This window comes from Rummeliibacillus pycnus (assembly GCF_050459865.1).
In the GTDB taxonomy this organism is placed as follows: domain Bacteria; phylum Bacillota; class Bacilli; order Bacillales_A; family Planococcaceae; genus Rummeliibacillus; species Rummeliibacillus pycnus_B.
This window is the reverse complement of the sequence record NZ_JBCMNM010000020.1, coordinates 1-14637: the sequence shown is the minus strand read 5'-3', so window position 1 is coordinate 14637 and position 14637 is coordinate 1. Positions and strand designations below refer to the sequence as shown.

General features: G+C 34.6%; 15 protein-coding genes. 5 read left to right on the top strand and 10 right to left on the bottom strand.

The window, feature by feature from the left end:
- Positions 1-110 precede the first annotated feature (110 nt).
- The 9 genes from ABE048_RS05295 to ABE048_RS05255 all read right to left on the bottom strand — a co-directional run bounded on the left by ABE048_RS05295 (position 111) and on the right by ABE048_RS05255 (position 8031).
- The gene (locus ABE048_RS05295; RefSeq protein WP_430309668.1) at positions 111-797 is read right to left on the bottom strand and encodes an ABC transporter ATP-binding protein; all 687 of its coding nucleotides are present in this window, start codon (positions 795-797) and stop codon (positions 111-113) included.
- A complete protein-coding gene (locus tag ABE048_RS05290; RefSeq protein WP_430309667.1) occupies positions 794-1609 on the bottom strand; it encodes an ABC transporter permease in 816 nt (271 codons plus the stop codon). The genes ABE048_RS05295 and ABE048_RS05290 overlap by 4 nt, the downstream gene beginning before the upstream one ends.
- Entirely contained in the window at positions 1606-2061 is a 456-nt protein-coding gene (locus ABE048_RS05285; protein ID WP_430309666.1) for a nitrous oxide reductase accessory protein NosL, read from the bottom strand. The genes ABE048_RS05290 and ABE048_RS05285 overlap by 4 nt, the downstream gene beginning before the upstream one ends.
- On the bottom strand, positions 2058-3344 hold the full coding sequence (locus ABE048_RS05280) for a NosD domain-containing protein (protein ID WP_430309665.1): 1287 nt from the start codon (positions 3342-3344) through the stop codon (positions 2058-2060). The genes ABE048_RS05285 and ABE048_RS05280 overlap by 4 nt, the downstream gene beginning before the upstream one ends.
- A gap of 61 nt (positions 3345-3405) precedes the next feature.
- Complete coding sequence (locus ABE048_RS05275; protein WP_430309663.1) at positions 3406-4023, bottom strand: nitrous oxide reductase accessory protein NosL; 618 nt, start codon at positions 4021-4023, stop codon at positions 3406-3408.
- A 478-nt stretch (positions 4024-4501) separates the two neighbouring features.
- A complete protein-coding gene (nadE, locus tag ABE048_RS05270) occupies positions 4502-5326 on the bottom strand; it encodes an ammonia-dependent NAD(+) synthetase (RefSeq protein WP_430309662.1) in 825 nt (274 codons plus the stop codon).
- Between the two features lie 13 nt (positions 5327-5339).
- Positions 5340-6809 (bottom strand): nicotinate phosphoribosyltransferase, encoded by a 1470-nt coding sequence (locus ABE048_RS05265; protein WP_430309661.1) that lies wholly within the window; start codon positions 6807-6809, stop codon positions 5340-5342.
- Between the two features lie 146 nt (positions 6810-6955).
- Complete coding sequence (locus tag ABE048_RS05260) at positions 6956-7459, bottom strand: methylated-DNA--[protein]-cysteine S-methyltransferase (protein WP_430309660.1); 504 nt, start codon at positions 7457-7459, stop codon at positions 6956-6958.
- Positions 7456-8031, bottom strand: a complete 576-nt coding sequence (locus tag ABE048_RS05255) for a bifunctional transcriptional activator/DNA repair enzyme AdaA (protein ID WP_430309658.1) — start codon at positions 8029-8031, stop codon at positions 7456-7458. The genes ABE048_RS05260 and ABE048_RS05255 overlap by 4 nt, the downstream gene beginning before the upstream one ends.
- A gap of 136 nt (positions 8032-8167) precedes the next feature.
- On the opposite strand from ABE048_RS05255, the gene ABE048_RS05250 reads away from it, so the two are divergent.
- From ABE048_RS05250 to ABE048_RS05235, 4 genes are all read left to right on the top strand, one after another.
- The gene (locus tag ABE048_RS05250; protein ID WP_430309657.1) at positions 8168-9064 is read left to right on the top strand and encodes a DNA-3-methyladenine glycosylase family protein; all 897 of its coding nucleotides are present in this window, start codon (positions 8168-8170) and stop codon (positions 9062-9064) included.
- A 75-nt stretch (positions 9065-9139) separates the two neighbouring features.
- Positions 9140-9871 (top strand): phosphate ABC transporter ATP-binding protein, encoded by a 732-nt coding sequence (locus ABE048_RS05245; RefSeq protein ID WP_430309656.1) that lies wholly within the window; start codon positions 9140-9142, stop codon positions 9869-9871.
- Positions 9868-10623 (top strand): ABC transporter permease, encoded by a 756-nt coding sequence (locus ABE048_RS05240; RefSeq protein WP_430309655.1) that lies wholly within the window; start codon positions 9868-9870, stop codon positions 10621-10623. The genes ABE048_RS05245 and ABE048_RS05240 overlap by 4 nt, the downstream gene beginning before the upstream one ends.
- Before the next feature lie 369 nt (positions 10624-10992).
- Positions 10993-11964, top strand: coding sequence for a proline dehydrogenase family protein (locus ABE048_RS05235; RefSeq protein ID WP_430309653.1), 972 nt, complete (start codon positions 10993-10995; stop codon positions 11962-11964).
- A gap of 72 nt (positions 11965-12036) precedes the next feature.
- Here ABE048_RS05235 and ABE048_RS05230 read toward each other — a convergent pair whose 3' ends face one another.
- Positions 12037-12642, bottom strand: a complete 606-nt coding sequence (locus ABE048_RS05230; protein WP_430309651.1) for a response regulator — start codon at positions 12640-12642, stop codon at positions 12037-12039.
- 330 nt (positions 12643-12972) lie between these two features.
- On the opposite strand from ABE048_RS05230, the gene ABE048_RS05225 reads away from it, so the two are divergent.
- Complete coding sequence (locus tag ABE048_RS05225) at positions 12973-14397, top strand: anion permease (RefSeq protein WP_430309650.1); 1425 nt, start codon at positions 12973-12975, stop codon at positions 14395-14397.
- Positions 14398-14637: the final 240 nt, after the last annotated feature.

The following is a 14637-nucleotide window of genomic DNA, read 5'->3' as shown; positions in this document are numbered from 1 at the left end:
ATGCATTTTCTCTTTTATTTCCTCAATTAACATTATTATAACATGACTAAATTCGCCCCTTACAAAAAACACGACTTAATAATTAGTCGTGTTTTTAGGCGATATTACACTTATTTCTTTTTTACACTGATTTCATGCATAAAAAGTTCTTCTAAATGAATTGTTTTTGATTCTTGTAAAACAGAGTGAATATTCCCCTGTTTTAGAACCCTTCCTTCATGTAATAGGAGGACATCATCTGCAAGTTCTTCTGCAAACGATAGAAGATGGGTTGAAAATAGAATGGTTTTCCCAATGTCCTTTTGTTCTTGCAATATATTCTTCAATTCAGCAATCCAACGAATATCTAATCCATTTGTAGGCTCATCTAAAATAAGCAGTTGTTCGTCTCCTAATAACGCTTGCGCTAAATTTAAACGCTGTCTCATTCCTTTCGAAAATTGACGAACACGTTGTTTTCTATATTCCCATAGTCCAACTCGTTTCAGCACTTTTTCAATTTCTTCGGATGGAATTTGCTTTAGTCCAGCAAGTAGCTGCAAAATTTCAAGAGCTGTCAAAGTCGGAGGGAAATTCACATCATCTGGCATATATCGAATGGAAGGTTTAATAGTCCAATTTAATGCACCACTATTTGGTTTTTCCTCTCCAATTAATAGGCGGATTAACGTACTTTTCCCCGCACCATTTCCACCGGCTAAAGCGATGATCCTTCCCTCATATAAAGTAAACGAAACATCGAGTAATCCTTGCTCTTTTGAATATTTCTTTACTAGGTTTTTCCCTTCAACAATCATACTTGACGCCCTCTTTTCTCTAGTAACCATTTCGCCAATAGAATCGGGAACACAATCCAAATTAGTGTTACGATTGCATAAACTAACAATCCTGTTGGAGAACTATAGAACTGATTAAAACGATAAAATGATGGTCCTAAAACAGATGTTTGACCAGAGAAAAGAAAATAACCATATCGAATCCATTCGGCAGGATTAATATGAATCATAACGATCGTTAATTTTTGCAAAATATGACCAGCTACTACAGTACCAACAGCCATTAATGCATAAGATAATAATAATAATGACAAAGCCCATACAACCAATGATATTGCTAAAGCATGTAAACGGTTCTTGGCTATAATGCCACATAGTATAGCAATGGATGAAAAAATAAGCATGATCAAAATAGATAACCCTACAAATATAGTTGGAAGATAAAATTCTCCAGAGATTCCACTCATACTTAATACCACACCAAAAGCAAGCAATAAAATCAGCGTAAAGGATAGCAGCAAGGCTATATATTTTCCGATAACATACTGCAAAACGGTCATTGGATATGTTTTTAATAACGAAAACCAACCAGATTCTAAATCACTTGCTACTCCCATACTCCCAATTGTTAAGATAAATAATGGTAGTAGGAATAGAAGTAGATTTAGAAAACTTGCGGTTTGTCTAGTAAATCCTAAATCATTAGGCAAAGCAATTTGTTGTATCAGAGAAATCGAGGCAAAAACAAAAACAAATAGTAATGCTACTGATTGCATCCATCGACTTCGTAACATTTGTCTCCATTCTAAACGGATAAAGAGGCGATTTCTCAATGGTGCACACCCCATTTAAAGGTTTTTAAATCATCAAAACTTAATAGTTCTCCTTTACCTTCTTTTTTTATATAGTTTTTTGCACTGTTTTCCGTTTGAAAAGCAATCACTCCATAAGACATGGGTGTCCAAATATCTTTTTCATAAACATAGGATGCTGTTTGAACATTCAGCCATTTCTTACCGTCTTGATCCTTGATGAAGGCCTTTCCTAAATCTTTTTCGTTCATATTCTTCATATATTCGATTAAACAACCAAGATCATCAAACATTTCATAATCTCCGTTGGTAAAGGCAATTTCACCAGCAAATTCTTTATGGACAATACTCATATTGCAAACTTTGCAAACATCCGTTTCACTTACAATCTCTTTTGGTTTATATTCTTTATTGCCACAAGCTTGTAGTAATAATAATGTAGTGAAAATACTTATTAGCCACCATTTTTTCATGATCGTATTTCCTTTCTCCAAAACCATAGTATTGATAGCATAATAACTATTCCTATCATGACTTTTCCTATGCTCACTGTGCTTTCTTGTTTCATGTTAATCGCGCTTTGCATCATAGGTGTTTTGTCAACTAATTGCTTTTTTTCAATTACATTTGTTTGTCGATCCATTTCGTTTAACAATACAACGCTTGGTGATTCGATAAAATATTGATAAGCAGGTTGTCTTACCATCCATTGCCCAAAACTTTGCAGAGCAACGTAAGGTCGATCTCCAACGCCATTATCATCTACATCAATTCCTGCATAATCATCATAATAATTACGGGCTATTGTACTACCCGTTCCATCCGAGCGAATGTTAACAATGTTACCTATAAAGTCATTCTCTTTCACGGTATTTTTGTCATTTGAAAGTAGCAATTCTACTGCTGTTTGGTTCATTAAAAAGGTATTCTTTTCTATCGTTGAATTTGTTAAACTTTGCGCGGAAATTGCAGCACGATTATATTGAAATGTATTCTCTACGGTTTTAATATTTTTCGCTTGAAACAAAGTCATACCAGATGCATTCAGTCCGCTTTGCTCCATGATTTTATTTGTTGAAAGTACTGCATTTTCTGTCATCATCAGCATAATCCCAGTTACATTTTTTCTAAATGTATTGTTTCTTGCCTGAACATTTTTCATATACATAAAATGAATTCCATAGCGACCATTTTGAATGTTATTAGAAAATAGATTGATTTCATTTCCGTTTTCTATATAAATACCATCCTGTACATGATCAATGTTGTTATATTTTGCGATCACATTCTTATTATTAAAAAGAGCAATCCCATTTCCTTTTTTTGAGTAATGCCCACTAATTCCTTTAATCGAAAGTTGCTGCAATATAACGTCTTTTGAGTTATAAATCTGAACCCCACTCCAATTATTTAATAGAGTCAAATCCTTGCATTGAAAATTTTGTACATTCTTTGCCACAATGCCTGTATGAGCATCTTGAATAATAAGATTTTCGATTTTCACGTTATTTACATCTTCTATTTTGATTACGGCTTCCTGTGTATTACCTTGTAAAACTGTTTGCTTTGACCCTTTAATCGTAATGGGTTTATGAATGGTGACATTTTCTTTATACTTAATTCCTTGCAGTTGCAATACGCCACCCTCAGGCGTTTGGTCAATTAGCTGTTGTAAAGTTGCTGTTTTTGCATGAACCTGTGGGATCAGACAAAAAGAAGTGATGAAAAAAGCAACTAGTACCCAAAATCGTTTCAAATGTGTCTATCTCCCTTCCACGAAAAAAGGCTGGAGTTCCCCCCAGCCCTCCATAGTATTTTTATTTACTGTGACTTTCAGAATTGTTATCATCTGAATGCATATCCATCTTTTTATCAGAATCACTTTTTTTCATATCTTGCATTTTCTTCATTTTCATTTCGTAACGCTTATGAGCTACTTCATCAATATCAGAAACTTTAACAACCTTTGCACCTTTATTTTTTTCTATAAATGCATCTGCACTTTTTTGATTTTTGAAAAATGCATAGCCATAGTTCATCGGCGTTTTAATATCTGCTTTTACAATAATGGCATCATCTAATTTCAACCACTCTTTCGAATTATAATCACGAACATATTTTTCATATGTTACTTTATCTTTTCGCTCTTGGTTTAATATACAGCCTATATCATCCAAGAACATAGTTGAGCCATCTTTCTTGATTGCTTGAGCAGTAAAAGCACCCATTTCTTCTTTTGCATCAAATACCTTCATATCACAAAATGCACATTTCTCATCTTTTGTCGGTTCTTTTAAACGTTCATCTACTGTATTACTTGCTTTAGTTGTTTGATCTGTTGATTTATGATGCTCAGTAGTTTTTTCGGCAGTCAGATTACATGCCCCTAATAATGATGCGCATAATATAATTGCTATTCCTAATTCCTTTTTCATGTCTTCTCTCTCCTTTCAATTAATTATTACTTTACCTTCTAATTGTGAAAGAAGTTGAAAATCCATGTGACTAATTATTGTCTAAATAAACAAAAAAATCCTATATTCTTATTTGAGCACCGATTTCAGAAATACGAAGAATATTTCCCTAATAAACAACTCAATAATTCGGCTAATATTTCATTTTCAGTATTTACTTAGTATGCCGCTCCAAATGGCGCTTTCCGCGGGCGAGCGGTGAGCCTCCTCAGTCGCTTCGCTTCTTGCAGGGTCTCACCTTTCTCGCTTTCCCGCAGGAGTCGCCATCTTCCGCTTCATAGACAATGTTCTAATAGATATGGCATATAACAATCACCCATACTGTTCGTGTTTTTTATCAAATCTTTTAATGATGAAATTGATTTTATTGTAAAAGAAAAAAACTGTAGGCAAACTCGAATTCTTCGAGTTTAACTACAGTCTCACGGGTTTTAAAAATTTATTTCCAAAAGTCATCGAAAATTGTAATTGGTAGGTGACGTTTATGTTCCGAACGTAAATAATGTCCTTCTATTTTTTTACGAGCCTCTTCATCAATTTCTTTACCTTCCAAATAATCATCGATTTGATCATACGTAACACCTAGTGCTTCTTCATCTGGTAAAGATGGACGATTTTCTTCTAAGTCTGCAGTTGGTGTTTTTTCGTATAAATGCTTTGGACAATTTAGTTCTGCAAGCATTGCCTTACCTTGACGCTTGTTTAAACGGAAGATTGGTGTAAGGTCTGCAGCACCATCGCCAAATTTTGTATAGAAACCTGTAATTGCTTCAGCCGCATGATCGGTACCAAGTACGACAGCACCGTGGTGAGCTGCAATCGCAAATTGAACTTTCATACGTTCACGCGCTTTTTCGTTTCCTTTTAGAAAATCAGAAAGTTCTACGCCTACTTCTTTTAATGATTGAACTCCTGCATCTACAGCCGGTTTTATATTTACCGTATATACTATTGTAGGCTTGATAAATTCAATAGCATCTTGGCAATCCTGTTCATCAGCTTGTATACCATAAGGTAGACGAACTGCCCAATAGGAATATTTATCTTCTCCAGCTTCTTCATTTAACTCATCTACTGCAAGTTGCGTAAGTTTACCTGTTAAAGTAGAGTCTTGACCACCTGATAAGCCAAGTACAAATCCTTTTAAGAACGTGTTCTTTTTTGCATATGCTTTTAAAAAGTCAATTGATTTACGAATTTCTTCTTTTGCATCAATTTTAGGGAGGACATGTAATTCTTCAATAATATGTTGTTGCAAAGTCATTAAAAATTACCTCCTATACCGCATCAATTTCACGTACCATCTCTTTGACTTCTACTATATTTCTCATTTTGTTATCCCAACATTTTTGGCTTAAGTCTACCGGATAAGCTTCAGGATTTAAAGAACGTTTATATTCATCCCAGAGTAAGTTTAGGTTTTCTTCTGCGTATGCTCTCATTTCTTGTACTGATGGACTTTCATATATATTTTTGCCATCCTCTATTACTTTTGTATGGAGATTTTTAGCAGCAAAGTTTGTTACGAATTTTGAGATAAATGTATGAACAGGATGGAACATTTTAATACGTTCTTCTGATTCAGGATCTTCATCATGCATGGTAATATAATCGCCTTCAGCTTTACCGTTTTCAAGATCGATGATTCGATACAATTTTTTCAAACCTGGTGTTGTTACCTTTTCAGCATTTGCAGAAATTTTAATACGATCTTGCATTTTACCATTCGCAGTTTCAAGTGATACAAGTTTATATACTGCACCTAATGCAGGTTGATCATATGCTGTAATTAATTTTGTACCGATACCCCATTGGTCAACCTTTGCACCTTGCGCAAGTAAGTTTAAAATTGTGTATTCATCTAAATCATTTGAAGCAACAATTTTAGCATCTGTAAAACCTGCTTCATCTAACATTTTACGAGCAGCTTTTGATAGAAAGGCAATATCTCCACTATCTAAGCGAATACCTAGGAAGTTAATCTTATCCCCTAATTCTTTCGCTACTTTAATCGCAGTTGGTACACCAGATTTTAAAGTATCGTAGGTATCAACTAAGAAAACACAGTCTTTATGACGGCGTGCATAGGCATGAAAAGCCTCATAATCACTTTTATACGCTTGCACCAATGAATGGGCATGTGTACCAGCAACAGGAATATTGAATAATTTCCCTGCTCGAACATTACTAGTTGAATCAAAACCTCCAATGATTGCTGCTCGTGTTCCCCAAATAGCCGCATCCATTTCTTGTGCACGACGTGTACCAAACTCCATCACAACATCATCTTGAACAATTTGTTTAATACGACTAGCTTTTGTCGCTATTAATGTTTGATAGTTCACAATATTAAGTAACGCTGTTTCGATCAATTGGGCCTCTACTAAAGGAGCTTCAATACGAACAATTGGTTCATTACCAAAAACAAGTTCTCCCTCTGTCATTGAGTAGACATTTCCAGTAAAACGTAGATTTCTTAAGTATTCAATAAAATCCTTGTCGTATCCTACTTCTTCTTGAAGATATTCTAAGTCAGATTCACTGAAGTGAAAATCGCGTAGATATTCCAACATTCTTTCTAATCCAGCAAATATTGCATAGCCATTACCGAACGGTAATTTTCGGAAATACAATTCAAATACCGCTTTTCGATTATGTATTCCATCTGCCCAATAACTTTCAGCCATATTAATTTGATATAAATCTGTATGTAGCATCAGGCTATCATCTGGATATTTTGATTTCATACTTAGTCCCTTCTTCCACCATCTTAATATGTCATAGTATACACTATTTATCTTTAAATATGTCTTAAGAAACATCTAGTTGTCATGACAACTGTAAAAGCATTAAACTTTAAAATCCCTTCATATTACCCCTGAGTTATGTCATTTCATTCTTTATATGGTACCCTTTCAATCCCCAACAATTCTTTTTTCAATGGAATACCACTACGGAAACCAGTTAGTTTCCCATTTTTACCTATGATACGATGACATGGAACGGCAATCAAGATTGGATTAGCACCAATTGCACCTCCAACTGCTCTTACAGCCTTTGGATTGTGGATCATATTCGCTATTTCAGAGTAACAAGTGGTCTTACCAAATGGAATTTGAATTAACGCTTGCCATACTTGTTGTTGAAATGCAGTTCCTTGTAAATCCAATGGAAAATCAAAGGTAGTTCTCTTACCTGCAAAGTATTCTTCGTACTGCTTTTGGTATTCTGTTGTCTTTTCTTTATCTTCAACCAATACTGCATCCTTATAATGCTTCTTGCACCAATCTTCTATTTCATCCATTGTTGTACCAACATAGCTTAATCCTTCATCAGAAGCCGCAATAATTATTGACCATTCTTTTCTATTGAATGAGCTCCAATATATATTTTTCATTTTTCTATACCTCCATTAATATATCGATATTTTCTTGGCGTACTACCTGTAAACTTTTTAAATAACGTAATAAAATACGGTGTATTTGAAAAGCCTACAACTCGTCCAATTTGTTCCACCTTTTGGTCAGTTGTTTTAAGTAATAACTTTGCCTTTTCCATACGTTGATGTTGAATATAATCTAACGGTGTATTACCCGTTACTTTTTTATAAATCCTTTGCAAATGATATGGGCTACCGTGACATGCGTCTGCCAATATATCTAATGTTATGTGTTCATGAAAATGTTGTTCGATATAATCATTTATTTGGGTTACCCATTCTTCATCAGGTATCCGTAAACCGCTTGGCTTACATCGTTTACAGGGTTTGAATCCTGCTTCAGTAGCTGCTTCTATATTTTGAAAAATCCTGACATTTTCAAATTTTGGGCTACGAGATTTACAAGATGGTCTACAGCATATACCTGTAGAAGTGACTGCATAAATAAATTTCCCGTCATAACTTCTATTATTTGACGTGATTGCAATCCACTCTTCCTGAGTTGGTGTTGTACCAAATTGCCGATTCATTTTATCACACCTTTTAAGCGTTTTTTGTATAGTTGTAGTATACCTATCTAAAGTTACTTAAAAAATACTTTCCGGACGTAATCGCAACATATTGAAATTTTTCTTCTATACAATCATCCATGAAAGGTGTGAGTTTATGAGTAATCCATTGCAAATTAAATTACCAAAAGAATTTAGTTTTCAACAAAATCTGTGCTATTTACAAAGAAATGATAAAGAATGTATGTTTGAAGTTGATGGTGAGGTTATACGAAAAGTTATTCCAATTTCGCCTAGTTTTCCTCTTGTGGAAATTAGCTGTCACGAACAGCTGCTTTCTATTCAAATACTCTATTCTACAGAACCCTGTAGTTCAAAAGATTTTGAAGCAATCATACACTATATTCGTGAGTGGTTTGATCTTAATACAGACCTTCTTCCTTTTTATCAAATGGCTAAAAAAGATAGTCTACTCTGTTCAGCTATTGAAAATTATTATGGCTTACGTACTATTGGTATTCCAGATCTGTTTGAGGCAATTAGTTGGGGAATATTAGGTCAACAAATTAATTTGTCTTTTGCTTATACATTAAAAAGAAATCTTGTTGAAAAATACGGAAAAAGTGTTACGTGGAATAATCAACAATATTGGCTATTTCCTGAAGCTTCAATAATAGATGAACTTTCTATAGAAGATTTACTACCATTAAAATTAACTACTAAAAAATGTGAATATCTCTTATTAGCAGCACACCTCATCTCTACAGGTGAATTATCAAAAAATATGTTAAAACAAATGAATTCTTTAAAAAAAGCTGAACAGCAGTTAACATCTATCCGCGGAATTGGTCCCTGGACTGCAAATTATGTATTAATGCGTTGTTTACGATACCCTGATGCTTTTCCAATAGCAGATGTTGGCTTACATAATGCTATTAAATATATAACAAAAGCTGATTGCAAGCCCACAAAAGAAGAAATACTTGTTTATGCAAAAGACTGGCGTGGATTTGAATCATATGCAACATTCTATTTATGGCGTTACTTATATTAATACATTCACCTTTTCTAGAAAATTCACAGATTATGTTACATTAAGATTAAGAAAATTGTCGCAGGAGTGTTATCTATGAATACAATTTATCAACCTGCTATTCACTTTCATAACGTTGATTTTGAAGTGAATGGACAGAAAATTTTGCAACAGGTTACAGGTTCTTTCCCAACAGGGGAAATCACAACACTTGTAGGTCCATCTGGAGCTGGTAAAACAACTTTACTTAAACTATGTAACGGTTTAATCTCTCCTACTTCAGGTGAAATTTATATTGATAATGAACCCATTACCTCTTTAAACCCAGTTACATTACGTCGCCATGTTGGAATGGCATTACAATCTGCACCAATGATTAAAGGTACCGTTTATATTAATTTATCTTTACCTAAAACATTACAAGGCTTGTCATTATCTCGGTCGGAGGCCATTTCATTCTTAGAGGATGTTGGATTAGATGCATCATTTCTTGATAAGGATGCTTCAGACTTATCAGGTGGCCAACGCCAACGTGTTTCTATTGCAAGAACGCTGGTCAATAAATCAGATATTCTATTGTTAGATGAAATTACTTCTGCTTTAGATCGAACGTCCATTAAAGAAGTGGAAGACCTTATTATCAAAATCAATCAGAAATACAAAGTCACAATTATTTGGATTACCCATAATTTAGAGCAAGCTATTAAAATTGGTCACTACACCTGGGTTATGATAAACGGTCAAGTGATTGAAACCGGTAAAAGTACTCTTCTAACTAATCCAACAAAAGAAATTGTGAAACGTTTTGTAGAGGGGGTATTGGAATGAGTTATGCCACTCTTTCTTTAACATTATTATTTGTCTTAATACCACTGATACTATCCAAAACTTTACATCTTGGTTTAGAAAAAGATACGCTAATTGCTACCATTCGTTCTATTATTCAGTTACTAGCGGTTGGATATATATTAAAGTTTGTATTTGAATCGAATAACATTCTTTACATATTCACGATGATTACATTAATGATTGTGGCAGCTACAGCTAACGCTCGAAAAAAAGGCAAAAAGATTAGTGGAATCACATGGAAAGTTGCTCTCACGATGATTACTGTCGAAATCATTGTACAATCGATTTTGCTAGGATTTCATATCGTTCCAGCTACAGCACAATATATTATTCCTATTAGCGGAATGGCAATCGGGAACTCTATGGTACTCTCTATTCTCTTTTTAAATCGATTCCAAGCAGAGTTAGAGGCTTACAAAGATGAGACAGAACTGATTTTGTCGCTTGGTGGTACCCCAAAACAAGCAATCCACAGACAACTAATTAATGCGATAAAAGCAAGTATGATTCCAACAATCGAAAGTCAAAAAACGATTGGTCTTGTTCAATTGCCTGGTATGATGAGTGGCCAAATTATTGCAGGTGCTGATCCTGTACAGGCAGTACAATTTCAACTTTTAATATTATTTGTGTTGTTAACAACAGCAGCTATCTCTAGTATTTTATTAGGCTTTTTATCTTATCCTTCTCTTTTCAATAATCGCATGCAAATGTTGAAAGATAAATTTTAATAGAACGCAAAAAAACGTCTTCCCCATTCCATGTAGGGAAAACGTTTTTTGCGTCATAATATTAATTTTGTACCTCATTACTAAATTACAGATATTATTTAGTTAATGCAACTTGTTTTTCATAAAAAGCTACAAAAATCGACAAAAAAGAGCCTATAAACGCATGTTGCCTTTATCGTTCAATTGTGTTTGAACAATAAATAGCATATACCCTAATCTTAGGGCATTCAAAATTTTGCTTTTACACAAAAAAAATCCTTAATAGAGCATTTATATTTATCTATTAAGAAATATATGAATTGAATGACTTTTCCTTTAACTATGATATAATCGAGAAAAATACAATTTCACAACAAGGGGAAATGGCATATGTCACTTAAAGATTTCTTTATCACATTATCAGAAAACCAATTTTTAAATAACAATGCTAAAAAGTATGGGCTAAAGATGGGTGCTGCTAGTGTAGTAGCTGGTACAAACATTGAGGGAGTAATCAAAAGTATTAAAGAACTTAACTCACATGGAATCTCATGTACAGTGGACAATTTAGGGGAATTTGTTCATGAAAGATCAGAAGCAACCGCTGCAAAAGAACAAATTTTAGCAGTCATAGAAGCAATCCAACAAAATGGTGTTGATGCTCATATTTCTTTAAAGCCATCTCAACTAGGCTTAGATATTGACTATGATTTTTGCTATGAAAATCTTAAAGAAATAGTATCTTTAGCAGACAGCTATGATATTTTTGTCAATTTTGATATGGAAAATTATGATCGTTTACAACCATCATTTGATTTGCTTGAAAAGTTATCGGAGAGTCACGATAATATCGGAACGGTTATTCAAGCTTACTTCTTCCGTGCAAAAGAAGACATCGAAAAATTCAAAAACTATCGTTTACGTATCGTTAAAGGTGCTTATAAAGAGCCTGCTGAAGTTGCTTACCAAACAAAAGAAGATATCGACAGCAATTACATAGAATTACTGGAATATCACTTACTAAATGGAAAATTCACTTCAATTGCAACACATGATCATACTGTTATTAATCATATGAAGCAATTTATCGCAGCTCATAATATTCCAAAAGAAAAATACGAATTCCAAATGCTATACGGCTTCCGTCGCGATATGCAACTAGAACTTGCTAAAGAAGGTTATAACTTCTGCACATATGTACCATTCGGGCAAGATTGGTATGGTTACTTTATGCGCCGTTTAGCAGAACGCCCACAAAATATAGAACTTGTCGTAAAGCAAGTATTCAATAAAAAAACAAATACTATCATCGGAGTAGCAGCTGCTGGTTTCGCGCTTGGTCGTTTAACGAAACGCAAATAAATTTATTCAGCTTCAGCTCAAAAAATCCGGATTAGCCACTCACCTCAGAAAGCTAATCCGGATTTTTTTATATTATTTATTCCAACCTTTTTCCTTAAATCTCGCTATCGCTTCAATACGATTACTTACACCTAATTTATCAAAAATAGTAGAGATATAGTTCCGAACAGTTCCAGGAGACAAAAACAATTCATTTGCGATTTCTTTCGTCGTTCTTCCTTTTGCTACAAGGCCCAATACTTCACTCTCGCGTTCAGTTAAAGGATTTTCTGTCTCTTCTTCATAAACAATATCAATAAGCTCAGGTGCATAAATTCTGCGACCATCCATGATGATTCGAATGGCGTTAACTAATTCCTCAATAGGACTATCCTTTAACAAATATCCTCTGACACCTGCTTTTCTAGCTCTCTCAAAATAACCCGGTCTTGCAAAGGTTGTTAAAATGATTACCTTACAGTCTTTTTCCTTTAGTTCTTCTGCAGCATCTAAACCTGTTTTTTCAGGCATTTCGATATCCATAATGGCGATATCCGGTTGATATTGATCAACAAGCTTTAATGCTTCTACGCCATTGTGCCCTACTCCTACAACTTCCATATCATCTTCCATATTAATCAATGATTTCAAAGCCCCGAGAAGCATTCCTTGGTCTTCGGCAATAACTATTTTAATCATCTTGTTTCACTTCCTTTGAATATCCACTCATTTAAATACCATTATAACAAATAACAAGAAATGAAGTGGTATATATAGGAATAAAGTGGCTCACTCCAATAACCCCTTATTTAAACACAATTCTTTTTTGAATTAAAAATTTTATCAAAAAAATACATAGAATGATAAAAAATTCTTTTCATTAGGACGCGAACTAGTTATAATATTTTAGTTTTCAAGTAAATGGGATGCAAAAATTGGTTAAACTCAATATGAGTAACCAATGATGGAAAAATGTTAGACAGAGGACGTTATTGTTAAGAAGATAGACATTGAAAGGAGTTTGTTGGCATGAAAGAAACATCAGGAAGTACTATAAAATGGATTCCTTTCTTCATTACCATTGCAATTGGTATGATTATTTGGTTTATACCGACACCTGCTGGAGTAAAAGAAAGTGCATGGCATTTGTTTGCTGTGTTTGTTGCAACAATTGTCGGTTTTATTTCAAAACCATTACCTATGGGAGCCATTTCAATTATTGCTATGGCAGTAATCGCGGTGACTAACACACTAACAATTGAAGAAACGCTAAGTGGGTTTGGGAATTCGACGATTTGGCTTATCGTTATTGCTTTCTTTATTTCACGTGGATTTATTAAGACGGGGTTAGGTGAGCGTATAGCTTATGTATTTGTTCGGTTATTTGGAAAGAAAACGTTAAGCTTGTCGTATTCTTTATTGTTAAGTGATTTAATTTTGGCGCCTGCTATTCCGAGTAATACTGCACGTGCAGGTGGTGTGATTTTTCCTATTATCCAATCCTTATCACGTACATTCGGTTCTAAACCAGAAGATGGTACGGAACGTAAAATGGGAGCCTTTCTTTTGACGGTAGGATTTCAAGGGAACTTGATTACATCTGCTATGTTTATGACAGCTATGGCAGCAAATCCTTTAATTGTTAAGCTAGCGAGTGATACCGCTGGAGTGACATTAACGTGGTTTGGATGGGCAACTGCTATGATTGTTCCAGGATTAGTAGCATTGATTGTTGTTCCATTTATTATCTATAAGATTTTTCCTCCAGAGATTAAACAAACTCCAGAAGCGAGTCGAATTGCAAAAGAGAAATTAGATGAGTTTGGGCCATTAAAAAGCTCTGAGAAACGTATGATTGCAGTGTTTATCGTTATTTTAGGACTTTGGATTGGTGGGGATTCTTTAGGCATTGGTGCCACAACAGCTGCTTTAATAGGGCTTTCCTTACTTTTATTATTAGAAGTACTAACATGGTCAGATATTAAAAATGAACAAGGAGCCTGGGATACGCTTGTTTGGTTTGCGACGCTATTTATGATGGCCTCTTACATGAATACACTCGGACTGATTCCGTGGTTTAGTAAAGAGGTCAGTTCGTTTGTGTCTGGATATAACTGGATGTTTGCGGTATTGATATTAGCACTTGTCTATTTCTATTCACACTATTTCTTTGCAAGTTCTACAGCGCATATTAGTGCCATGTATGCCGCGTTTCTATCTGTTATGCTTCAAGCGGGAGCACCAGCCATGCTTGCGGCGATCCTATTAGCAGCATTCAGTAATTTATTTGGTTCCACAACTCATTACGGTTCTGGTCCTGCTCCTGTATTCTTTGGCGCAGGTTATATTGAACAGAATAAATGGTGGACGGTAGGCTTTATTGTCTCTATCGTTACGATTCTTATTTTTGTTATAATCGGTGGCTTATGGTGGAAGCTACTTGGATATTGGTAAGATAGGATTGAGCACGGCTATACAAGGACAACCAGTCTTTTTAGCCGTGCTCTATTAAATTCTTTTCCTCTTTTCACAAAGCTACAAGTGGCAGTTCCACTGTTCCAAAAAACATATAACCCCTGCAACTTATTGTTTTGCAGGGGTTATACTATTTAGAAATTCTATTGTATTAATCTGTTTTCTGCATGATGTGGAATTAGCTTCGCTTTCGTGCTAAGCGAGCGTTGAGCCTCCTCG